The organism is Kluyvera genomosp. 2, assembly GCF_036759865.1.
Classification (GTDB): Bacteria; Pseudomonadota; Gammaproteobacteria; order Enterobacterales; family Enterobacteriaceae; genus Kluyvera; species Kluyvera ascorbata_B.
The window spans coordinates 1-22,190 of sequence record NZ_JAPKIA010000019.1 but is presented as its reverse complement, the minus strand read 5'-3'; the positions used below and the strand labels follow the sequence as shown (position 1 = coordinate 22,190).

The 22,190-nt window shown below is 56.9% G+C and carries 20 protein-coding genes; 1 reads left to right on the top strand and 19 read right to left on the bottom strand.

What is annotated here, in order from left to right; all coding sequences use genetic code 11:
* Nucleotides 1-127: 127 nt before the first annotated feature.
* From rlmB to nnr, 19 genes are all read right to left on the bottom strand, one after another.
* A complete protein-coding gene (gene rlmB, locus V6942_RS19040; protein ID WP_106927471.1) occupies nt 128-859 on the bottom strand; it encodes a 23S rRNA (guanosine(2251)-2'-O)-methyltransferase RlmB in 732 nt (243 codons plus the stop codon).
* A 119-nt stretch (nt 860-978) separates the two neighbouring features.
* Nucleotides 979-1,755, bottom strand: a complete 777-nt coding sequence (locus V6942_RS19035) for an ABC transporter ATP-binding protein (RefSeq protein WP_106927469.1) — start codon at nt 1,753-1,755, stop codon at nt 979-981.
* Nucleotides 1,755-2,525 (bottom strand): ABC transporter permease, encoded by a 771-nt coding sequence (locus tag V6942_RS19030; protein ID WP_182929597.1) that lies wholly within the window; start codon nt 2,523-2,525, stop codon nt 1,755-1,757. Before V6942_RS19030 ends, V6942_RS19035 begins: the two co-directional genes overlap by 1 nt.
* Complete coding sequence (locus tag V6942_RS19025; protein ID WP_182929598.1) at nt 2,522-3,529, bottom strand: glycine betaine ABC transporter substrate-binding protein; 1,008 nt, start codon at nt 3,527-3,529, stop codon at nt 2,522-2,524. The genes V6942_RS19030 and V6942_RS19025 overlap by 4 nt, the downstream gene beginning before the upstream one ends.
* Nucleotides 3,530-3,592: 63 nt before the next feature.
* Nucleotides 3,593-4,303 carry an aspartate/glutamate racemase family protein gene (locus V6942_RS19020; protein ID WP_106927463.1) on the bottom strand — a complete coding sequence of 237 codons (711 nt, stop codon included), beginning with the start codon at nt 4,301-4,303 and terminating at the stop codon, nt 3,593-3,595.
* Entirely contained in the window at nt 4,296-5,300 is a 1,005-nt protein-coding gene (locus V6942_RS19015) for a D-cysteine desulfhydrase (protein WP_333501667.1), read from the bottom strand. The genes V6942_RS19020 and V6942_RS19015 overlap by 8 nt, the downstream gene beginning before the upstream one ends.
* A 214-nt stretch (nt 5,301-5,514) precedes the next feature.
* Nucleotides 5,515-7,986: a ribonuclease R gene (gene rnr, locus V6942_RS19010; RefSeq protein ID WP_182929600.1), complete on the bottom strand. Its 2,472-nt coding sequence runs from the start codon at nt 7,984-7,986 to the stop codon at nt 5,515-5,517.
* Between the two features lie 38 nt (nt 7,987-8,024).
* On the bottom strand, nt 8,025-8,450 hold the full coding sequence (nsrR, locus tag V6942_RS19005) for a nitric oxide-sensing transcriptional repressor NsrR (RefSeq protein ID WP_064546863.1): 426 nt from the start codon (nt 8,448-8,450) through the stop codon (nt 8,025-8,027).
* A 227-nt stretch (nt 8,451-8,677) separates the two neighbouring features.
* Entirely contained in the window at nt 8,678-9,976 is a 1,299-nt protein-coding gene (gene purA / locus V6942_RS19000; protein ID WP_333501666.1) for an adenylosuccinate synthase, read from the bottom strand.
* A gap of 102 nt (nt 9,977-10,078) precedes the next feature.
* Nucleotides 10,079-10,276, bottom strand: coding sequence for a DUF2065 domain-containing protein (locus tag V6942_RS18995; RefSeq protein WP_064546860.1), 198 nt, complete (start codon nt 10,274-10,276; stop codon nt 10,079-10,081).
* A gap of 70 nt (nt 10,277-10,346) precedes the next feature.
* Complete coding sequence (hflC, locus tag V6942_RS18990) at nt 10,347-11,351, bottom strand: protease modulator HflC (protein WP_106927455.1); 1,005 nt, start codon at nt 11,349-11,351, stop codon at nt 10,347-10,349.
* Nucleotides 11,352-11,353: 2 nt separating this feature from the next.
* Complete coding sequence (gene hflK / locus V6942_RS18985) at nt 11,354-12,613, bottom strand: FtsH protease activity modulator HflK (protein ID WP_182929601.1); 1,260 nt, start codon at nt 12,611-12,613, stop codon at nt 11,354-11,356.
* A gap of 156 nt (nt 12,614-12,769) precedes the next feature.
* Nucleotides 12,770-14,050 carry a ribosome rescue GTPase HflX gene (gene hflX / locus V6942_RS18980; protein WP_106927451.1) on the bottom strand — a complete coding sequence of 427 codons (1,281 nt, stop codon included), beginning with the start codon at nt 14,048-14,050 and terminating at the stop codon, nt 12,770-12,772.
* Nucleotides 14,051-14,125: 75 nt separating this feature from the next.
* Nucleotides 14,126-14,431: an RNA chaperone Hfq gene (gene hfq, locus V6942_RS18975; RefSeq protein ID WP_052284691.1), complete on the bottom strand. Its 306-nt coding sequence runs from the start codon at nt 14,429-14,431 to the stop codon at nt 14,126-14,128.
* A 149-nt stretch (nt 14,432-14,580) separates the two neighbouring features.
* A complete protein-coding gene (gene miaA, locus V6942_RS18970) occupies nt 14,581-15,531 on the bottom strand; it encodes a tRNA (adenosine(37)-N6)-dimethylallyltransferase MiaA (protein WP_106927449.1) in 951 nt (316 codons plus the stop codon).
* Nucleotides 15,524-17,371, bottom strand: coding sequence for a DNA mismatch repair endonuclease MutL (gene mutL / locus V6942_RS18965; RefSeq protein ID WP_106927447.1), 1,848 nt, complete (start codon nt 17,369-17,371; stop codon nt 15,524-15,526). The genes miaA and mutL overlap by 8 nt, the downstream gene beginning before the upstream one ends.
* Nucleotides 17,372-17,380: 9 nt before the next feature.
* Nucleotides 17,381-18,736, bottom strand: a complete 1,356-nt coding sequence (gene amiB, locus V6942_RS18960) for an N-acetylmuramoyl-L-alanine amidase AmiB (protein ID WP_106927445.1) — start codon at nt 18,734-18,736, stop codon at nt 17,381-17,383.
* 16 nt (nt 18,737-18,752) lie between these two features.
* A complete protein-coding gene (gene tsaE / locus V6942_RS18955; protein WP_106927443.1) occupies nt 18,753-19,214 on the bottom strand; it encodes a tRNA (adenosine(37)-N6)-threonylcarbamoyltransferase complex ATPase subunit type 1 TsaE in 462 nt (153 codons plus the stop codon).
* On the bottom strand, nt 19,207-20,733 hold the full coding sequence (nnr, locus tag V6942_RS18950; protein ID WP_333501665.1) for a bifunctional ADP-dependent NAD(P)H-hydrate dehydratase/NAD(P)H-hydrate epimerase: 1,527 nt from the start codon (nt 20,731-20,733) through the stop codon (nt 19,207-19,209). The genes tsaE and nnr overlap by 8 nt, the downstream gene beginning before the upstream one ends.
* Between nnr and queG the strand changes: the two genes are divergently transcribed.
* On the top strand, nt 20,732-21,871 hold the full coding sequence (gene queG / locus V6942_RS18945) for a tRNA epoxyqueuosine(34) reductase QueG (protein WP_182966415.1): 1,140 nt from the start codon (nt 20,732-20,734) through the stop codon (nt 21,869-21,871). The two genes, nnr and queG, sit on opposite strands and share 2 nt — an antisense overlap.
* Nucleotides 21,872-22,190 lie beyond the last annotated feature (319 nt).

Here is a 22,190-nt window from a genome sequence, read left to right as displayed (position 1 = left end):
AATAAAAAAGCCACCCGAAAGGGTGGCTTAGGTCATACAGAGCGTGGTTTGACGCAGAACCCGGCGGCGCTTCGCTTGGCCGGGCTACAGGATTTGTAGGCCTGATAAGCGTAGCGCCATCAGGCGGTTAGCTGCGCTGACGTACCGCTTCAAACAGGCAGATGCCGGTTGCTACGGAGACGTTCAGCGACGACACGGTGCCCGCCATCGGAATGCTGATCAGCTCATCGCAGTGTTCGCGAGTCAGACGACGCATGCCTTCACCTTCCGCCCCCATCACCAGCGCCATGGAGCCGGTCATTTTACTTTGGTACAGGGTATGCGTGGCTTCACCGGCAGTACCGACAATCCAGACGTTCTCTTCCTGCAGCATACGCATGGTGCGCGCCAGGTTGGTCACGCGGATCAGCGGGACGCTTTCCGCCGCGCCGCAGGCGACTTTTTTCGCCGTAGCGTTAAGTTGGGCAGAGCGATCTTTCGGCACGATAACCGCGTGCACGCCCGCCGCATCGGCGCTACGCAGGCAGGCGCCCAGGTTATGCGGGTCGGTCACGCCATCAAGAATCAGCAGGAACGGGTTGTCGAGCGAAGCAAGCAGATCCGGCAGATCGTTTTCCTGATACTGACGCCCCGGCTTAACGCGCGCAATGATCCCCTGGTGCACGGCACCTTCGCTTTTCTCATCGAGGTACTGACGGTTCGCCAGTTGGATCACCACGCCCTGCGCTTCCAGCGCATGGATCAGCGGCATCAGACGCTTATCGTCGCGGCCTTTCAGAATAAACACTTCCTGAAAACGTTCAGGCGCGCGCTCCAGCAGTGCCTGCACTGCGTGGATGCCGTAAATCATTTCACTCATTGAACATACTCGTTTGTGGCGGTGTGCGCCGGGTTAATTAGGCCGTGAATCGAGGTCACTTGCGCCTATTATAACCGACAAAGCGTTCAAATCGACTTTTGTCCGCCCCCCACGGGCAATTAACCCAAATGACGCTTCGCCTCCTGCCTCACCCGATGCAGAACCCGATGTTTAATATCGCTGTACTGCGGGTGTTCCGCCAGCGTTTCAATGTCCCGTTCACGCCCAAATGGCAGCACGATCTCTTCGACGATCCTGCCCGGTTTTGCCGACATGATAAGAATGCGATCGGCCAGGAACAGCGCCTCTTCCACGTCGTGCGTCACAAAGAGCAACGTAGTGCCGGTAGAGAGCCAGGCTTCGCGCAGCAGCTCCTGCATCATCAAACGCGTCTGCGCGTCCAGCGCGCCAAAAGGCTCATCCAGCAGCAGCACTTCCGGGCCCGGTAGCCAGGCTCGCGCCAGGGCGACGCGCTGCTTCATGCCTCCGGAAAGCTGCCAGGGCGCGTGATGCTCAAAGCCTTTTAAGCCTACCCGTTCAAGCCACGTTTGCGCCTCGGCGTTGGTTTCCTCTTTGAGGTGTTTACCCAGTCGTGGACCAAAGGTGACGTTCTCCAGCACCGATAGCCACGGAAACAGATTCGGCTGCTGGAAAATCATCCCGCGATCGGGGCCGGGCTGGCGCACCGTTTTCCCGCCGGCCGCCACGCGCCCGCGATCCGGTTTATTAAATCCCGCGACCAGGTTGAGAATGGTCGATTTTCCGCAGCCAGATGGCCCCAGCAGCACCACAAACTCCCCCTGATTGAGGGAAAGATTAATATCTTCCAGCACCGTAAACGGCTGCGGCTTTGCCGCAAAGGTCAGTGAAACGTTTTCCAGCGTAATCGCGCTCATTATTCTTTCCCCGCCCAGGGTACAAAGAGACGCTGCAGCCCGAGAAGCAGCAGATCCAGGAGATAACCAATGCCGCCCAGCAGCAGAATACCCAGCATCACAATATCGGTTCGCAGATAGGCGCTGGCGTTGATCACCATCCAGCCCAGACCGGAGCTGGCGGCCACCATTTCAGCCGCGATAAGCGATGTCCAGCCGATACCAATAGAGAGCCTGACGGTGGTAAAGAGGTCCGGTAACGCGTCCGGCATCACCACGCGCAGGAAAATTTGCTGACGAGATGCGCCCAGCGTTTGGGCCACGCGAATGCGCGCACGCCCGATTCTCTCTACCGCGGCCGCAGCGCCCACGACGACGCTCAAAAACGTGGCGATAAAAATCAGGAAAAATTTCGACGACTCACCGATCCCCAGCCAGACGACCGCCAGCGGGATAAGGGCTATCTTCGGCAGCGGGCGCAGGAACTGAACGAACGGATTCAGTACGGCCGAGAGCCCTTCTGACAGCCCCATCAGCAGCCCGAGCGGAATACCAATAATAATAGCTGCCGCAAAAGCGCTCAGCGCGCGCGCTAAACTCACGGCGACATGCTCCCACAGCGGCACCTGGCGGTAGCCATCCGCCAGTAGCTCTTCCGTGGTCAACCCAATATCAGTGAGCGAAGGCAACAGCAGTGGGTCAACCCACTGCCGCATGGCCGCCACCTGCCAAAGGGTAAAAAAGACCGCCACCGATAGCACGCTGATGGCGATGTGCTGACTTAATCTCATTGCGCCGCCACCGCTGCATCGCGAATGTAGCGGGAGTTAATGGCGCTATCCCAGTTTGCCGGAATATCGCGCTGGCGCAGTTCACCAATACCCGCGAGGAAGTGTGATGTTTTGGTCAACGCTTTACCGATGCCGCTGTTGGTGGTTTGAGTACCATTACCCAGCCAGTCGGCGGTGCCCTGCTGCACCAGCGTCGGGTATTCCAGGCCGCCCAGCGTGTTCGCTGCGGTGGTTACCGGTGCCCCCACCTCTTTTGCCACAATAGCCGCCGCGCGCTCCGGATCTTTTTTGAATTCATCAACCTTCTGCTGATGCACTCGCAGGAACGCGCTTACCGCCTGCGGATACTGTTCGGCAAAGGCTTTGCGCACGACGTAGTTGTTGTAAATCAGATAGCCATCTTTCTGCAGGTCTTTGGTGGCAAACACCTGATGGCCGCCGGACGTTTCCAGCTCCTGAGCAAACGGCGCCCAGACGTAGCCCGCATCAATATCACCGCGTTTCCATGCCGCGACCATTTCCGCCGGGCGCAGCGGCAGTAGCGTAATTTTGCTGCGGTCTAATTTGTTCACGCTGATAGCGGCTTCCAGCGCATATTGCGCCGTGGAATTTGGTGGATAAGCCACGCGTTTACCTTCAATATCCTTGATACTCGTGATGCCTTCTTTACCAATCAGCCGTTCATAGCTGGCAATCACGCCGGACACGCCAATAATCTCCACCGGCAATTTACGTACGATACCGGCGGTTGCCGGGCTCGAACCAAAATTAGCAATATCAATAGCATTACTGGCGAAATAATTTAATGCATCGGCGCCTGAGGCAAATTGCACCCATTTCACTTTGCTGTTTAACGCTTTATCTAAAGAGCCGTCGGCTTTTGCCAGCATTAATACCTGGGAACCACCGCTATAGGCAACGCGGACTTCCGCCGGATTATCCGCAAAGCTGAAATTGGCCCATAGCCCACCCGCAGCGATTAATAAGCTGAGTGCTTTTTTCATTTTATTTATCCTTTTAAGAATTTATTAACCCGATGCCGGGTCGGAAAGTCAGTTACGAAAATCTTATTGATAGGCCTGCCATAAAGACGAACATCGCTCCGCCAGCGCTTGCGACGGGTCGTAGGTCAAATGAAGAAACGGTGCGCGCACAGCCTCCAGCGCTACCGGCACTTCGGTACACGCCAGCACCAGCTTCTGCGCGCCGCGCGCAAACAGCGCGCTTGCCTGATGCCCCAGCAGCTTGCCACCTTCGCGCAGCGCACCGCGCTTGACGGCGTAGCAGCCGGGGACAAACCATTCCCGCAGCTCATCCGCCGTCGGTAGCAGCGATTCAATATCATGAGCGGCCAGCTTTTGCTGATACCAGCCTGCGTTAAGCGTCCCTTCCGTAGCGATAATCCCTACCCGCTGCGGGCGAGTCACCTGCTTAGCCAGTGCATCCAGCGTCGCATCCACGATATGCACAATGGGCGCATCGCTGGCCTCCGCAAGCGCGTCATACCAGTGGTGAGCGGTATTGCAGGGAATAGCAATATGGCTCGCCCCCGCTTCGTTGAGTTTTTTAATACCGTAAATCAGCTGCGGTAAAGGCGATGGCCCCATCCCCGCCAGCGCCTTCTGCCGGTCGGCAATTTGTGGCACGTTCCACACCACTGACGGCAGCTGCTGTTGATCGCTCTGTGCCGGAGTCGCCTCCAGCAAGCGGCGCTGAAAATCGAGCGTCGCAAGCGGCCCCATACCACCGAGTATGCCCAGCAGAAACGTCTCAGACATGTTCCAGCACCTGGCGATAGCCAAACAGCCCCGCCGAACCGCCGGTGTGAATAAACACGACGTTTTCATCCTTGCGGAAATGTCCCTGACGAATAAGGTCAATCAGCCCCGCCATGCCTTTTGCGGAATAAACCGGGTCAAGAAGAATGCTTTCATGGCGCGCCAGTAGCGTCAACGCCTCCACCGTACCGGCCGTCGGCAGGCCGTAGCCATCACCGACATAGTCGCTGTTCGCCACGACCGCATCTCGCGGCAGCTCGCCGGAGACGCCCAGCAGCGCCAGCGTTTTTGATGCCAGGTTCCAGACGTTATCTTCCTGCTTAACCTTCGGCGCCCGGACGCTAATGCCCAGCACGGGAACCCGGCTGTTGGTTGCGGTAAAGCCCGCGACCAGACCCGCCTGTGTGCCGGTGCTGCCGGTCGCATGTACAACGTGGTCAATACGCAGACGGTGTTGCGAAGACTGATACAGCAGCTCTTCGGCGCAGGCAACGTAACCTAACGCACCAATCGGGTTAGAGCCGCCGCCAGGAATCACATAGGGACGATGCCCCTGTTCACGAAGCGTATCGGCATAGGTTTCCATCGCCTGCTGCATGTCGGTGCCGCCGGGCAGATGGGCAACAATTTCGCCACCGAGCAGCGTATCGAGCAGGACGTTGCCATTATGCTGATAATCATCGCCAAAATCAGAAACGCGCTTTTCCAGCAGCGCTTTGGCTTTCAGCCCCAGACGCGCCGCGCCGGCTATCGTCTGACGCACGTGGTTTGACTGCGTCGCCCCCTGGGTGATGATCACATCGGCATTTTTCTCTAGCGCATCAGCCAGTAAAAACTCCAGCTTACGGGTTTTATTTCCTCCACTCGCCAGCCCCGTTGCGTCATCACGTTTGATCCATATTTGGGGGCCGCCCAGTAGCTTGCTTAAATTATTTAATGGCTCCAGCGGCGTCGGGAAATGACCAAGAGAAACTCTCGGAAAGCGGGCCAAATGCATATATGCTCCTTGCTCAAGAAGAGGGCAATCTGAATCGTGGGATTCACTATACACATCTGCGGAATATGGCTAATCAAATAGAACAAATAAGGATTTCACAAAAATAACTAAGCAGGGAATAAGGGGATAAAACGAGAATATCTATGCGGTTATGGAATGTCTTACGTCAAAAAAGAATAACCCCTTCCAGCTGGAAGGGGTTATTCGCAGTGTATTACTTGTCGGCGTTTTTCTTCGCGGCCCGCTTCGCTTTGGTTGCGGCGGCAATTTTCTGCGTTTTAGCGGAAGGCTTTTTGGCCTTCTTCGCACCGCCTTTCTCACCGCCCTTCTCGCCAGAAGCCGGTTTGGCCTTCGCCTTACCTTTCTTCTCGCCGCGGAAGGCGCTGTCTGGCTCGAAGTTTACGCGCTTGCCAACCTGACGACGTTTGCCGCCGCCCGGTTTGCCGTTCGCTTCTTTCTTCGATTTTTCGCGCTCGGTTTTACCGACGTTGCGCGGGCCGCGCTCGCTGGAGATCAGCGAGAAGTCGATCTTACGCTCGTCCATATTCACCGCTTCCACGCGGACTTCTACGCGGTCGCCAAGGCGATAAGTCTGGCCACCGGATTCGCCAATCAGACGCTGGCCAACCTGGTCAAAGCGGTAGTAGTCGTTATCCAGCGAGGAAACGTGCACCAGGCCGTCAATAAACAGTTCGTCCAGACGCACGAAGAAGCCAAAACCGGTCACGCTGGCAATCACGCCTTTAAAGACGTTACCCACCTGATCCTGCATAAAGTCGCATTTCAGCCAGTCGGAAACGTCACGCGTCGCTTCATCGGCGCGGCGTTCGGTCATTGAACAGTGCTGGCCCAGCTGCAGCATCTCTTCCATGGAATAATGGTAGCCGCCGGTTTCCGTGCTGTTACCCTTGTGCCCCTGCTCTTTCGCCAGCAGATACTTGATGGCGCGGTGCAGCGACAGGTCAGGATAGCGGCGAATCGGCGAGGTGAAGTGCGCATAGGACTGCAGCGCCAGACCAAAGTGACCGCGGTTTTCCGGATCGTAGATAGCCTGCTTCATCGAACGCAGCAGCATGGTTTGCAGCATTTCCGCGTCCGGCCTATCGGCAACGGATTCCAGCAGCTCGGCGTAATCGCGCGGCTCCGGCTTATTGCCGCCCGGCAGTTCCAGCCCCAGTTCAGACAGAACGGAACGGAAAGCGGTGATCGCTTCGGTGGTTGGCTTATCGTGAATACGGAACAGCGCCGGCTCTTTGGCTTTCTCAACGAAACGGGCCGCCGAGATATTGGCCAGAATCATGCACTCTTCAATCAGCTTGTGCGCATCGTTACGCTGGGTCTGTTCAATACGTTCAATCCGGCGATCGGCGTTGAAGATAAATTTCGCTTCTTCGCTTTCAAACGAGATCCCGCCGCGCTCGGCGCGCGCCTGATCCAGGACTTTGTAAAGGTTGTGCAGCTCTTCGATAGGTTTGACCAGCGGTGCGTACTGTTCACGCAGCTCCTGGTCGCCCTGTAGCATGTGCCAGACTTTGGTGTAGGTCAGACGCGCATGCGAGCTCATAACCGCTTCATAGAATTTAAAGCCGGTTAAACGCCCTTTGGTTGAGACGGTCATTTCACAGACCATACACAGACGATCAACCTGCGGGTTCAGCGAGCACAGGCCGTTAGAGAGCACTTCCGGCAGCATCGGGACTACCTGCGTTGGGAAGTATACCGACGTCCCGCGGCTACGGGCTTCGTTATCCAGCGGCGTCGGCGGACGAACGTAGTAGCTGACGTCGGCAATGGCCACCCACAGGCGCCAGCCGCCGCCGCGTTTTTTCTCGCAGTAGACCGCATCATCAAAGTCGCGGGCGTCTTCGCCGTCGATGGTAACCAGCGGTAAATCACGCAGGTCAACGCGGCCGATTTTCGCCTCTTCCGGCACCTGCTCTTTCAATCCGGCAACCTGTGCTTCTACCGCTGGCGGCCAGACATGAGGAATTTCATGGGTGCGCAGCGCCATTTCAACGGCCACGCCGGTGCCCATGTTATCGCCGAGAACTTCGACGATTTTACCGATCGCTTTAGTGCGGCGGGTTGGGCGCTGGGTCAGTTCAACCACCACCACAAAGCCCATGCGCGCGCCCATCAGCGATTCAGGCGGGATGAGGATATCAAAACTCAGACGGCTGTCGTCCGGGACCACAAAGCCCACGCCCGCGTCCATAAAGTAGCGGCCGACAATTTGCGCGTTACGCGGCACCAGCACGCGCACGATGCGCGCTTCACGGCGACCTTTACGGTCTGCGCCCAGCGGCTGCGCCAGCACTTCATCGCCGTGCATGCACATTTTCATCTGCTCGCTCGACAGGTACAGATCGTCCTTACGCCCTTCAACGCGCAGGAAGCCGTAACCATCTCGGTGCCCGATAACCATGCCTTTCAGCAGGTCCAGACGCTCCGGCAGCGCGTAGCACTGGCGGCGAGTGAAGACCAGTTGCCCGTCGCGCTCCATCGCGCGCAGGCGGCGGCGAAGCGCTTCGATTTGCTCTTCGCCTTCAATGTTCAGCTCGACGGCCAGTTCTTCACGATTAGCCGGCTTTTCGCGTTTTGTTAAGTGTTCGAGGATAAATTCCCGGCTAGGGATAGGATTAGCGTATTTTTCTGCTTCGCGTTCCTGGAAAGGATCTTGTGACATCTCGGTTCCTCCGTTGTCATCTCTGGTGGAGATATTCGTCATTCCACCAGCAATAATTTGTATAGTGGTTGATTGTGTTCAACCAAATCGGCCAGTGTGTAGTTATCCAGCTCCTTGAGAAAACTTTGCACGGCTTGAGAAAGCGCCTGTTTCAAACGACAGGCCGGCGTAATATGGCAAAATTCGCTGCTGCAGTTCACCAGCGATAGCGGTTCGAGCTCGCGCACCACGTCCCCCACACGAATATCCTTCGCGGGTTTCCCCAGCCGGATACCGCCATTTTTCCCGCGCACGGCCGTTACGTACCCGGCACGGCTCAGCTGGTTGATAATTTTAACCATATGGTTACGCGACACGCCGTAGACCTCGGTCACCTCCGAGATGCTGGTCATATTGCCTTCCGGCAGTGACGCCATGTAAATCAGCGCGCGGAGTCCATAATCGGTAAAACTTGTTAACTGCACATCAACCTCAAGGAAAAGGGGAAAACAGGGTGAGCCTGTTGATATTAATTATATTGATGATAAACCAGCCAGCCTGTGAGCCGCTAATTTATTTCTTTCGAGAAGGGAAAAAGCGAGGGTTTAACGCACGATAAAGCCGGATAGCGACGCTTTGCGTCTTATCCGGCCTACAAAGCGAGTAAGCCTGATAAGCGCAGCGCCACAGGGCGCTGCACCTTGAACCAGAATTACGCGTCGAACGGGTCGCGCAGAATCATGGTTTCAGTACGATCCGGGCCGGTTGAAATAATATCAATCGGTACGCCGGTCAGTTCTTCAATACGCTTGATGTAGTTCAGCGCCGCCTGCGGCAGGCCGCTACGCTCTTTCACGCCAAAGGTGGTTTCAGACCAGCCCGGCATGGTTTCGTAGATTGGTTCGATACCTTCCCAATCATCCGCCGCCAGCGGGGTGGTGGTCACTTCGCGGCCATCCGGCATGCGGTAGCCCACGCAGATCTTCACTTCTTTCAGGCCGTCCAGAACGTCCAGCTTGGTCAGGCAGAAACCAGACAGGGAGTTGATCTGTACAGCGCGACGCACGGCAACGGAGTCCAGCCAGCCGGTACGACGACGACGGCCGGTAGTCGCGCCATATTCGTTACCCTGCTTGCAGAGGAACTCGCCGGTGTCATCAAACAATTCGGTCGGGAACGGACCGGCGCCCACGCGAGTGGAGTAAGCTTTGATGATACCCAGCACGTAGTCAACATAGCGCGGGCCAAGGCCAGAACCGGTTGCTACGCCACCTGCGGTGGTGTTGGAAGAGGTCACGTACGGATAGGTACCGTGGTCGATATCCAGCAGCGTACCCTGCGCGCCTTCGAACATCACGAAGTCACCGCGTTTACGCGCCTGATCCAGCAGGTCGGAAACGTCAACCACCATGCCGGTCAGGATGTCGGCAACGGCCATCACATCGTCCAGCACCTTCTGGTAGTCAACCGCGTCGACTTTATAGAAGTTCACCAGCTGGAAGTTGTGATACTCCATCACTTCTTTCAGTTTTTCAGCGAAGGTCGCTTTATCGAAGAGATCGCCCACACGCAGACCGCGACGAGCCACTTTATCTTCATAAGCTGGGCCGATACCACGACCGGTAGTACCGATAGCCTTAGAACCACGTGCTTTTTCGCGAGCGTTATCCAGCGCGACGTGATAGTCGAGGATTAACGGGCATGCTTCGGAAAGCAGCAGACGTTCGCGAACCGGGATACCACGGTCTTCCAGGCCTTTCATCTCTTTCATCAGCGCAGCCGGAGACAGCACAACACCGTTACCGATGATGCTGGTAACATTCTCACGGAGAATACCTGATGGAATAAGATGGAGGACGGTTTTTTCACCGTTGATTACGAGAGTATGGCCCGCGTTGTGGCCACCCTGATAGCGAACAACATATTTTGCACGCTCAGTCAGAAGATCGACGATCTTCCCTTTACCTTCGTCACCCCATTGGGTGCCCAGTACGACGACGTTGTTTCCCATTTTTCAAAATCACCGATTGCTTAAAAATGGATTCTACCATCGCTTTTTCAGATATACAGCACTTTTTAACCACAAAATGGCGCTTTAACGCTGTCTTTTTAATCAGCCAATCGTTTTCGTCAACATGTAGTAGATGACAACGCCAGCAACCACAAGACCGCCACCAAATCGACGCAACATCGTATCCGGTAATTGGGTCATCGTAGAAATCATCTTGCGCCAGGCCTTCGGATAAAGCATCGGCCCCAGACCCTCAAGCACTAACACCAGCGCAAGCGCCAGCCAGATCGTCGAATTCATTTTTCATCCTTATAAAAGAAAACCACCGGCTCCCAAAGGAGGCGGTGGTTTTTATCAGGCTACCGCGCGCTTAGCGAGCGGTGGTCCCCGGGTTTTTCATGTAGCGGAAGAAATCGCTATCCGGGCTCAGGACCATCACGTCCTGGTTGCTATCGAAGCTGGCTTCATAAGCGCGCAGGCTACGAATAAAGGCATAGAAGTCCGGATCCTGGCTAAACGCATCGGCGAACAGCTTGGCTGCTTCGGCATCGCCTTCACCACGCAGGATACGACCCTGACGCTCCGCTTCTGCCAGCGTCTTCGTCACTTCATAGTCGGCGGTCGCACGCAGTTTTTCTGCCTCTTCCTGACCCTGAGAACGGTGACGACGGGCAACGGCTTCACGCTCAGCGCGCATACGGTTGTAAATCGCTTCCGAGACTTCGGTCGGCAGGTTGATCTGCTTGATACGCACATCGACCACTTCAATCCCTAACGCCGCCATACTGTTCGGGTTAATGGTTGGCCCTTTGATGTTTGCCTGCTGCTCTACGCGCTCTGCGGCTTCCGCAATCGCGCTATCGGCTGCCGGCGTAGCCACTTCATCTTCCGCGCCGGAAGAACCGGAGTTCAGGGCATCGCGAACTTCCAGGGTCAGACGACCGCGGGAGTCGGTCACGATGTCTTTCACGTCCAGACGACCAATCTCAGAACGCAGACGGTCAGAGAACTTACGTTTCAGCAGCACTTCGGCCTGGGAGACGTCGCCGCCGCCGGTCGCCAGGAAGTAACGGCTGAAGTCGCTGATGCGCCACTTGATGTAAGAGTCGACGATCAGGTCTTTCTTCTCTTTCGTGACGAAACGATCGGCCTGGTTATCCATGGTCTGGATACGGGCATCAAGCATTTTCACCGACTGAATGAACGGCACCTTGAAGTGCAGGCCCGGCTCATAAATCAACGGTTTCTTATCGCTGTCGCGCACCACGCTGCTGAACTGGAACTTAATTCCGCGCTCGCCTTCTTTAACCACAAAGATAGAGGTATACAGCACTACCAGCACGATGATGATAATCGCAATAACTGACTTACGCATCGTTATTCCCCCTGACGCTGGTAGTCGTTACGCTGCGCGTTAGCGCGGCGTTGGTCCATGATATTGCCCTGACTGGCAGACGAGGTGTTGCTCGCGCTACTGCTGGAAGAGGACGCAGGCGGCAGGCGCAACAGGTTATTGGCACCACTGCTATCGCTCTTTGCTGCCGGCGCATTGCCGCTTTTCAGCATCTGATCCAACGGCAGTACCATCAGGTTGCCATTCTTGTTGTCGCTAACCAGCACTTTGCGGGTATGGCTCAGCACTTTTTCCATGGTCTCGATATACAGACGCTCGCGGGTAATCTGCGGTGCGGCCTTATATTCCGGCAGGATCTTGGCAAAGCGCGCCACTTCACCCTGTGCTTCCAGAACGGTCTGAGTCTTATACGCACGCGCTTCTTCCAGAATACGCTGCGCCTGACCGTTAGCACGCGGCTGAACTTCGTTGGTGTACGCTTCCGCTTCACGGATGTACTGCTGCTCGTTCTCACGTGCGGCAATCGCATCATCGAAGGAAGACTTCACCTCTTCCGGCGGACGAGCGGCCTGGAAGTTGACGTCCAGCAGGGTGATGCCCATGTTGTACGGACGGATGGTCTCTTCCAGCTCGCGCTGGGTATCGCTACGAATAACGGTACGACCTTCGGTCAGAATACGGTCCATGGTGTATTTACCGATGACGCCACGCAGGGCGCTGTCGGTGGCCTGGCGCAGACTGTCGTCGGCGCTGGTCACGCTAAACAGGTAGCGCTGCGGATCGGTCACACGGTACTGCACGTTCATTTCAACGCGCACGACGTTTTCGTCGGAAGTCAGCATCACGCCAGACGCGGCCAGTTCGCGTACGGCTTCTACGTTCACCGGCGTCACTTCGTCGATGAAGGTTGGTTTCCAGTTCAGGCCCGGCTCAACCAGGTGGCTGAACTTACCAAAGCGCGTCACAACGCCACGCTCGGCTTCTTTAATGGTATAGAACCCGCTGGCCGCCCAAATGACGACCACGGCAGCCGCTGCAATACCGACAATGCGCCCGCCCATCGGGCTACGCGGCCCTTGAGACGAACCGCTGCCGGAACCGCCTTTACCGCCCCCAAAACCACCGAGCTTTTTGCTCAGCTTACGGAAGATATCATCCAAATCCGGCGGCCCCTGATCGCGACCGCCTTTATTTCCATTCCCCCCGGAGTTGCCGCCTTGATTATTGCTGCTTCCCCACGGGTCGCGGTCTTGTCCGTTATTACCGGGCTGATTCCACGCCATGTTTATGCTCCATATTTGTTATGCGGTGATATACCTTTTCCCAGTCCAGATCATTTGGCTGATAACCGCGACGCCGTCCTGGTTGTCGCGGTCGCGCGGAGGCGACCTGAACCGCTGGGTGCCCAAAGGGCTAATGTTTTCAGGCAAGCTGCACGGTCAGACGACGTAGTCTGCCAGTGTCGGTTCTTGTTTACAGAGGCGACGCCAGTCGACAATCGGCATACGAACCTGCAAATTGACGCAGCCGTCTTCCTCCATCCACTCTTTTTCGATTGCCTGAAGCTGATAAAAGCGGCTACGCAAACGCCCTTCCTGCGGAGGTAAACGCAGCGTGTGCTGCGCCACTTCGCCGGACAGTCGTTCGGTCAACGCCTGAAAAAGGAGTGGTATCCCTACCCCGGTTTGCGCGGACAGCCACACCCGGATAGGTTTGTTCTCTTCATCACGATCGATACGCGGCTCAAAATCATCCAGCATATCGATTTTATTCATCACCAGCAGGGTTGGAATCTCGTGCGCGTCGATCTCTTCGAGAACGGTATTCACTGCATCGATATTTTCCTGCACGCGCACATCCGCTGCGTCAATCACGTGCAGCAGCAGCGTGGCTTCACGGGTTTCCTGCAATGTGGCTTTAAACGCCGCAACCAGGTCGTGCGGCAGGTGACGAATAAAGCCTACGGTATCGGCCAGCACCGTTTCCCCGACATCCGCTACGTCAATACGTCGTAGCGTTGGGTCGAGGGTCGCAAACAGCTGGTCAGCGGCGTAGACCTCCGCCTGCGTAATATGGTTAAACAGCGTCGATTTCCCGGCGTTGGTGTAGCCCACCAGCGATACCGTTGGCACATCGGCCTTCACGCGGGCGCGGCGCCCCTGCTCGCGCTGTTTCTCCACGCGCTCAATGCGCGAGAGGATTTGCATAATACGGTTACGCAGTAAACGACGGTCAGTTTCGAGCTGGGTTTCACCCGGGCCGCGCAAACCGATACCGCCTTTTTGTCGTTCAAGGTGCGTCCAACCGCGCACCAGGCGCGTCGCCAGATGGCGAAGCTGCGCCAGCTCAACCTGCAGCTTACCCTCATGGGTACGCGCACGTTGGGCGAAAATGTCTAAGATCAGACCGGTACGATCGATAACCCGGCATTGACACAGGGCTTCAAGGTTACGCTCCTGGGCTGGGCTTAGTGCATGATCAAACAGCACAACGGAAGCACCTGTCGCTTTAACGGCTTCCGCAATTTCGACAGCCTTACCTTCACCAACAAAATATTTTGGGTGCGGCGCTTTACGGCTACCGGTAATCACCTGCATTGCGTCGACACCAGCGGAAGAGACCAGAGATTCAAACTCCTGGAGGTCTTCCATATCTTTGTCTTGCGTAAAATAGATGTGTACCAGCACCGCCTGCTCACCGGCGTCATAACGGTCAAACAAGCGTTATATCTCCTGAAATACCAGCGGGGAACCCGTATACTCCGGCTCCCCGACATGGATAGACAGCCACCAAACTTATTCGGTTTCTTCGCTGTCTTGCTGTGCAGAACCCTGCGCGTTGCTACCGTGATGGTAGTTGCTACCGGTGCCGCCGCCAGCATTGTTGCTGTGATGGGAAACCGGACGGGACGGAACAACGGTAGAAATTGCGTGCTTATAGACCATCTGACTGACCGTGTTTTTCAACAGGATCACGAACTGATCGAAAGACTCAATTTGCCCTTGCAGCTTAATACCATTCACCAAATAAATAGAAACTGGAACACGTTCCCGACGCAGTGCGTTCAGGAACGGATCTTGTAAAGATTGCCCCTTAGCCATTCTCTCTTTTCCTTATATGCTTATTTGTACTTATACACGTCATCCCTCAAGCCACTTCTGCGTTATCTGCTTTGATTCAGCTCGAACGATGTTGCGTATGAACCTTACGATTCCGAAAATTGCGCACGATACGACTCAATTGTACACATTCAGTCTACACTAGCACCCACTACCTGTAATAGTTGGTTAAACGACTGCTCCGGCTGTTCACTATCTAACCAATGAACCCCTTCCCAACCGCGTAACCACGTCACCTGGCGCTTGGCTAGCTGTCTCGTGGCACAAACTCCTCTATAAACCATTTCATCGTATGAAATCTCGCCTTCGAGGTATGACCACATCTGGCGGTATCCCACGCAACGAATGGAAGGCATATCCGTATGCAAATCTCCACGGGCAAATAGCGCCCGCACTTCTGCTTCAAAACCCGAAGCCAACATCTGATGAAAACGCTGCTCAATGCGCTGATGGAGCAGTTCACGGCTCGCCGGGGCGATGGCGAACTGATGCACCTTGTAGGGCAGAGCGTCTCCTGACGTTTGCGTCAGCTCCGTTAAAGTTTTACCCGAAATGAAAAAAACTTCCAGTGCTCGGGAAAGTCTTTGCGGATCATTCGGATGAATGCGCTCTGCGGCGACGGGGTCAATTTCCCGTAGCTGCTGATGCAGCGCCATCCATCCGTGCTCTGCTGCCTGCTGCTCTATCCTGGCCCGGACGTCCGGGTCTGCCGACGGCAGCGGTGATAAACCTTCAAGCAACGCCTTGAAATACAACATGGTTCCACCGACCAGCAGTGGAATTTTCCCTGCTGCGACGATCTCCGCCATATGCGCCAGCGCATCGCGGCGGAAGTCCGCCGCCGAATAGGCCTGCGCAGGGTCAAGAATATCCAGCAGCCGATGCGGCGCAGCGCGCTGCTCTTCCGCGCTCGGCTTAGCGGTGCCGATGTCCATCCCTCGATAAATGAGGGCGGAATCCACACTAATCAACTCTACGGGCAAAACTTTACGCAGCGCAATGGCCAGCGCCGTCTTGCCCGAAGCGGTTGGCCCCATTAAAAAAATTGCCTTAGGCAGGCTTGCCTCGGTTACGTCACTCATGTCTCAGGGCGTTCATCGCAGAATCTAAATCAACGGGTTGTAACAAACCACCCGGCGGAGCTTTGACCAACTGCGGGCAAAGACGTTCAACCTCTGCCAGCATCGCGATGGCCTGCGCGGTATTCCACTGCGCGTGGTCGCTTGCCAGATGACGGGCTAACCACTGTGCCACGTCCTCAGCATCAACCTGAGATTTATCCACCAGGTAGCCTATCAGTTCAGGAATCAAGATTTGTAAATTTTGTTGTCGTAAGGGTAAAGGCACCGCGCGAATCGTCACATGCTGCCCTTCAAGAAGGATTTCAATGCCCAACTGACTGAGCATTTCCCGCGTATTTTCAAGGGTTTTACGTTCATTCTCAGCAGTTTTCAGCCGCAGCGGAATCAGCAACGGCTGAGCGCAGATGGTTGCTTCACCCGGCGTTAGCTGAGCCTGACGCAGCCAGCGCTCCGCCACCGGTAATGACAGCAGATTCAGTTTACCGTGACGCTCCAGCAGCGCACAGCAATCGTCAATGATTGCCAGCACGCGGCCAAAGCTCTGAGCATGCCCGGCAAGGTTCTCGGAGGTCGGCTTAACGGGCTCTGGTCGGCTGGCCGGCGTATCAAGCAGTTGGCGATAAAGCGCCCCTTGCTGCTTTTGATAGCCCGGCTGCGCATTCGGCCAGCTTACGCCCGCGCTGCGCCCGCTGCCTCCGGTAGCGGAGGGATAGCGTGGAGCCTCCGGTTCACGCGCCGTCGCGGGCTCGGCAAACTGGTTACGCCCGGCCGCGATGCGGTTTTCCGGCAGCGCGCGCGGGGCGGGCTCATCGTCTTCAGCCAGCGGTAACGGCGCGTCCAACTGCTGTTGCAGCACGCTCAGTACCCCCTGGTAGATAAAATCATGTACCAGCCGCGACTGATGAAAACGGACCTCATGCTTCGCCGGGTGAACGTTGACATCCACCTGGTGCGGATCGATCTCCAGGTACAGCACAAACGCCGGCTGCTGGTCTGCACCGAGCTTGTCTTCGCAGGCCTGACGAATGGCGTGATTAATCAACCGGTCGCGCATCATGCGGCCATTAACGTAGCAATACTGAATCTCCGCCAGCGCCGCGGTGGTATGTTTCGGGTCTGCCACCCAGCCGTGCAGTGCCAGATCGCCGTGCTGCCATTCGATGGCCAGCGCCTGTTCGAGGAACGGCGTACCGCAGATGGCTCCCAGACGACGCTCTTTTGAAGCGCCCTCTGCCACCGCACGATACTGGCGGATCATTTTGCCGTTATGGGTCAGGTTGAAGCTCACATCGAAGCGCGCCAGCGCGATGCGGCGAATGATCTCATCGATATGATTAAATTCGGTTTTTTCGGTGCGCATAAACTTGCGGCGCGCCGGCGTGTTGTAGAACAGATCCAGCACTTCCAGCGTGGTGCCGACCGGATGCGCCGCGGGTTTAACGGTCACATCCTGATCGCGCCCCTCCGCGTAGGCCTGCCAGGCCTCCTGCTGCTGCTCCGTGCGTGAGGTGAGCGTCAGGCGGGATACCGAACTGATACTCGCCAGGGCTTCGCCGCGAAAGCCGAGGCTAATAATGGCTTCCAGATCGTCGAGCGAAGCAATTTTACTGGTGGCATGGCGGGCCAGCGCGAGGGCCAGCTCGTCTTTTTTGATACCGCAGCCGTTATCGCGAATGCGGATAAGCTTGGCCCCACCGCGTTCGATATCCACATCGATGCGGGTGGCGCCCGCATCGAGGCTGTTCTCTACCAGCTCTTTCACTACCGATGCAGGCCGTTCAACCACTTCACCCGCGGCAATCTGGTTCGCAAGCTGCGGCGGTAAAACCTGAATCGGCATGAAAACTCCTTAGTTAACGAGCGTCCTGTCTGATGACGCGGCGCTGGCGGTCTGCGACTGTTCGTCACGCGGGCCGGATTGTATCGGATGCGCCGTAAAATAGTTACGTAAACCGTTATAAATGGCTTCCGCGATCTTCTGCTGATAGTCATCGCTGCCCAGCAACTGCTCTTCGCCGCTATTGCTGATAAAGCCGGTCTCGACCAGAATCGACGGGATATCCGGCGAGCGCAGCACGCCGAGGCTGGCGTGTTCCGGGCGACGTTTATGCAGATTGCCCACCCGCTGCAGCTGGCTGATGACGTTAGTCGCCACATCATACCCTACGCGCTGAGAATGGCCGAACTGCAGATCCAGCACCGCCTGGCTGAGGTACGGGTCCGCCTGACTGTTCGCCAGCACGTCGCCCGCGCCGCCCAGCAGCTCAGACTGTTTCTCATGCTGCTCCAGCCAGCCCGCCATTTCGCTGTTGGCACGACGGTTAGACAGCACCCACACCGAAGCACCGGTGGCATCCCGGTTCGGCGCGGCATCGGCGTGAATCGACACCAGGAAGTGGGCATTTTGCTTACGCGCCACGTCAGAGCGCCCCATTACCGAAATAAAATAGTCGCCGTCGCGGGTCAGTACGCCACGGAACATCGGGTCGTCGTTAAGCAGCGTCCGCAGCTTACGCGCAATCGCGATAGTGACGTTTTTCTCACGGGTCCCGCCCGGACCAATAGCGCCAGGATCCTGACCACCGTGCCCCGCATCAATAGCGATAATGACCTTGTCGCCGGAAACGCTGCGCGCGCGGGCCGCCGGACGCGGCGCGGGGGCCGTACTGCTGGCTATCGCCGGCTGGCGTTCATGACTGGCGCTGCCGCCGCTGCTGCTGTTAAACGGATTACGCGCGGGTTGACTCGGCACCGGCGCGGGCGTGACGATGGGGGCTTCGACACGCTTAGCCACCACCGGTGGCGGCGGTGGCGGCGGAACATCGGCGTTGATGGTAAACACCACGGTATAGTTAGCGCCGTTTTGCTGTTTCACCGCGCGGGTTTTACCATTTTCAGTGAGATCGACCACCAGCCGCAGCGACTGATCGTCTTTCGGTGTGCCTGCGTGGATCGCTTTGACCAGGTTATTGCCGCTGAAGCGCAGCGGCAGCCCCTGAATAACGCCCGTTTGCTTGATGTCGAGCACCACGCTGCGTTTGTCATCCTGACTAAAATTGTATTCCGGGTCGCCCATAAAGCTAAAGGTGATCCGCGCCTGCGTTTCACTGTTAGCCACCTGAATATCGGACAAACTCGCCGCCATTGCCGGTGCGCCGATCAGCATCAGCGCCGCCATCAACCACCCTTTTGCGCGAAAAATCATCCTGGGATCCCTTAAATTAACCGGCCAACCGCGCCAGAAGAGACTCACCTAATGAGGAGACCGCGGCAATGCGCGCCTCACGCCCTTGCGCCTGGTAATCTAAGTGTATTTCGATATCCGGCTCGGGCAGAACACCTGCGCCCTGTTGCGGCCATTCCACCAGGCAAATGGCATCGTTAGCAAAATAATCGCGGATCCCCATAAATTCGAGCTCCTCAGGATCCGCAAGACGGTAAAGATCGAAGTGATAAACCATCAGGCTATCGAGCTGGTATGGCTCGACCAGCGTGTAGGTCGGGCTTTTGACGTTGCCGCCGTGGCCCAGCGCCTGCAGGAAGCCGCGGCTGAAGGTGGTTTTACCCGCGCCTAAATCGCCGTACAGATAGATGACCGTGGCCCCTGCGCAGGCCTTCGCCACTCGGTTGCCAAGGTCCAGGGTTGCCTGCTCGTCTGGTAAAGGAATTACTCGATTAATCATGGTCTACGTCAATCACATCCGGGTTAACAACACGCCGCAGCGTGGAAAAGAGATCGGTCGCCAGCATTCCGCGGGTACCCTCGCGCGCGGCCAGCCTGTCAGCCGCCGCGCCGTGGGCGATACAGCCCGCGCACGCAGCATCATACGGCGATAAGGCCTGCCCCAGCAATGCGCCGATGATACCCGACAGCACATCGCCCATTCCGCCGCTGGCCATACCGGCGTTACCGGCATCAATGATGCTAAGGGTGCCCTGTTTATCGGCCACCACGGTTCCCGCCCCCTTCAGCACCGCCACGCCACCGTACCGTTGTACCAGACGCTGTGCAGAAAGTAAGCGATCGTTCTCAATTTCTGCCACCGGGCAGTTGAGCAAACGCGCGGCCTCGCCGGGGTGCGGCGTGATCACGCGATTGTGACGTTTATCCGGATTGAATGCCAGCAGGTTCAGCGCATCGGCGTCCCAAAGCATCGGCTTGCGGATGTTTTCCACTTTGCGCAGCGCCTGCTTCCCCCATTCAGCCTGACCCAACCCGGGGCCAATGATCACCACATCCGCCCACGCCAGAGCATCCTCCAGCGACTGCGGCGTCAGTTCGTGCACCATCAGTTCCGGCCGCGCGGTAACGATCGGCGCGACGTTTTCCGCACGGGTCAGCACGCGCACTAACCCCGCGCCTGCCCGCAGCGCGGCTTCACCCGCCATACGGATAGCCCCGCCGGTGCCATGGTCGCCGCCAATCACCACCAGGCGACCGTGATCGCCTTTGTGCGAGGTCGGGCGGCGCGGAGGCAGCCACTGTGCCAGCTGTGAGGCATCCAGTCGGTGAATAGCGGTAGGATGTTCTGCCAGCCAGGACTCTAATCCCAGCGCATGGTGATGCAGCGTTCCGACCACATCACGCGCTTTACCGGTCAGTAGCCCCGGCTTCAGGGCAATAAAGGTGACGGTATGCGCCGCGTGGATAACCGCGCCCGGCGTCGTACCGGTCTGGGCGTTAAGTCCAGAGGGAATATCCAGCGCGATAATCGGTGCCGGGTAACGATTCGCCCGCGCGATCGGGCTGGCCATGTCATCGCGCGGCGCATTCTGCAGGCCGGTTCCCAGCAGGCCGTCAATGATCAGATCGCCATCCTGCGGCCACGGCATGTCCGTCGACTGAATGACGCCGTCGGCCTCAAGCCAGGCCGCGCGTGCGGTATACGCCTCTTCCGGCAGCGGCCTGTCGCTTACCTGCGCCAGCAGCGTGACGCGAATACCTGCCGCCTGCGCAAGGCGTGCCACCACATAGCCATCGCCGCCATTATTACCGTGACCGCAGAGAATCAGCCAGTGGCGTGACGCAGGGTATGCCGCACGAGCCACATCGAATGCCGCCTTACCGGCACGCTGCATGAGTTCGTAGAGGGAGATGCCGAGGCTTTGCGCCGCCGTTTTTTCCGCACGACGCAGCGCATCCGCAGGCCAAATGGAGTGTGGTATACTGTGGAGGTTTCTTGTCAATGTATGGTCCGTCATGTCACAGCCCCTCGATCTCAATCAATTAGCGCAACAAATCAAACAATGGGGCACTGAACTGGGCTTTCAGCAGGTCGGCATTACCGATACCGATCTCAGCGCCTCCGAGCCCAAGCTACAGGCATGGCTGGATAAACAATACCACGGCGAGATGGAATGGATGGCACGTCACGGCATGATGCGTGCGCGCCCCCACGAACTGCAGCCCGGAACGCTCCGGGTGATTAGCGTTCGTATGAACTACCTTCCCGCCAATGCGGCCTTTGCCCGCACGCTAAAAAACCCCGAGCTGGGTTACGTCAGCCGTTATGCCCTGGGGCGTGATTATCATAAGCTATTGCGTAACCGCCTTAAAAAGCTCGGCGAAATGATTCAGGAACAGTGCGTCTCGCTGAATTTTAGACCGTTTGTCGACTCTGCGCCTATTCTTGAGCGGCCATTGGCGGAAAAAGCGGGTATTGGCTGGACAGGTAAGCACTCACTTATCCTTAACCGCGACGCAGGATCGTTCTTTTTTCTCGGCGAACTGCTGATTGATATCCCCCTGCCCATCGACCAACCCGTCGCCGAGGAGTGCGGGCGCTGCGTCGCCTGTATGACCATCTGCCCCACCGGTGCCATCGTAGAGCCCTATACCGTCGATGCGCGTCGCTGTATCTCTTACCTGACGATTGAGCTGGAAGGCGCTATTCCCGAAGAATTTCGGCCGCTGCTCGGCAACCGCATCTACGGCTGCGACGACTGCCAGCTGATCTGCCCGTGGAACCGCTTCTCTCAGCTCACCGACGAAGCCGACTTCAGCCCGCGTCAGGCGCTCCACGCCCCAGACCTGATTGAACTGTTTGCCTGGAACGAAGCCCATTTTCTGAAAGTGACGGAAGGGTCCGCCATTCGCCGCATTGGCCACCTGCGCTGGCTGCGAAATATTGCCGTTGCGCTGGGTAATGCACCGTGGAGCGAAGCCGCGCTCAATGCGCTGGAAAGTCGCCGAGGTGAGCACCCACTTCTCGACGAACACATTACGTGGGCGGTTGCGCAGCAGCTTGCCCGGCGAAAAGAGGGGGCCGTAGAGGTCCAGCTACCGAAGAAACAGCGCCTGGTCAGGGTGGTAGAAAAAGGCCTGCCGCGCGATGCCTGATATATTCACAGCCTGTGAGTAAAAATAAAAAGGCATTGCGTTTCAACACGCCAAAGTTCGTCAAGCGATCTTGCTAACATTTTGAAATGATATATCTCTTTATAAATCATAGAGATAAAAAATAATGTAAAAATCTCAAAAAAGTTAGCGTGCGAAGAAACGGACCACAGCCTGTGGATAAGTCTGTTTACAAGAGTATTTCAGGAACGAAAAAAACGACCTCAACGGCGATTGCGTTGTGGAAGCGATTTTGTTTTGGAAGAAAATTTGGAGCGGGAAACGAGACTCGAACTCGCGACCCCGACCTTGGCAAGGTCGT

Excerpts from the sequence above, each read along its gene's own strand:
- rlmB (WP_106927471.1), bottom strand. The coding sequence starts at position 859 with ATGAGTGAAATGATTTACGGCATCCACGCAGTGCAGGCACTGCTGGAG.
- V6942_RS19035 (WP_106927469.1), bottom strand. The coding sequence starts at position 1,755 with ATGAGCGCGATTACGCTGGAAAACGTTTCACTGACCTTTGCGGCAAAG.
- V6942_RS19030 (WP_182929597.1), bottom strand. The coding sequence starts at position 2,525 with ATGAGATTAAGTCAGCACATCGCCATCAGCGTGCTATCGGTGGCGGTC.
- V6942_RS19025 (WP_182929598.1), bottom strand. The coding sequence starts at position 3,529 with ATGAAAAAAGCACTCAGCTTATTAATCGCTGCGGGTGGGCTATGGGCC.
- V6942_RS19020 (WP_106927463.1), bottom strand. The coding sequence starts at position 4,303 with ATGTCTGAGACGTTTCTGCTGGGCATACTCGGTGGTATGGGGCCGCTT.
- V6942_RS19015 (WP_333501667.1), bottom strand. The coding sequence starts at position 5,300 with ATGCATTTGGCCCGCTTTCCGAGAGTTTCTCTTGGTCATTTCCCGACG.
- rnr (WP_182929600.1), bottom strand. The coding sequence starts at position 7,986 with ATGTCACAAGATCCTTTCCAGGAACGCGAAGCAGAAAAATACGCTAAT.
- purA (WP_333501666.1), bottom strand. The coding sequence starts at position 9,976 with ATGGGAAACAACGTCGTCGTACTGGGCACCCAATGGGGTGACGAAGGT.
- V6942_RS18995 (WP_064546860.1), bottom strand. The coding sequence starts at position 10,276 with ATGAATTCGACGATCTGGCTGGCGCTTGCGCTGGTGTTAGTGCTTGAG.
- hflC (WP_106927455.1), bottom strand. The coding sequence starts at position 11,351 with ATGCGTAAGTCAGTTATTGCGATTATCATCATCGTGCTGGTAGTGCTG.
- hflK (WP_182929601.1), bottom strand. The coding sequence starts at position 12,613 with ATGGCGTGGAATCAGCCCGGTAATAACGGACAAGACCGCGACCCGTGG.
- hfq (WP_052284691.1), bottom strand. The coding sequence starts at position 14,431 with ATGGCTAAGGGGCAATCTTTACAAGATCCGTTCCTGAACGCACTGCGT.
- miaA (WP_106927449.1), bottom strand. The coding sequence starts at position 15,531 with ATGAGTGACGTAACCGAGGCAAGCCTGCCTAAGGCAATTTTTTTAATG.
- mutL (WP_106927447.1), bottom strand. The coding sequence starts at position 17,371 with ATGCCGATTCAGGTTTTACCGCCGCAGCTTGCGAACCAGATTGCCGCG.
- amiB (WP_106927445.1), bottom strand. The coding sequence starts at position 18,736 with ATGATTTTTCGCGCAAAAGGGTGGTTGATGGCGGCGCTGATGCTGATC.
- tsaE (WP_106927443.1), bottom strand. The coding sequence starts at position 19,214 with ATGATTAATCGAGTAATTCCTTTACCAGACGAGCAGGCAACCCTGGAC.
- queG (WP_182966415.1), top strand. The coding sequence starts at position 20,732 with ATGTCACAGCCCCTCGATCTCAATCAATTAGCGCAACAAATCAAACAA.
- nnr (WP_333501665.1), bottom strand. The coding sequence starts at position 20,733 with ATGACGGACCATACATTGACAAGAAACCTCCACAGTATACCACACTCC.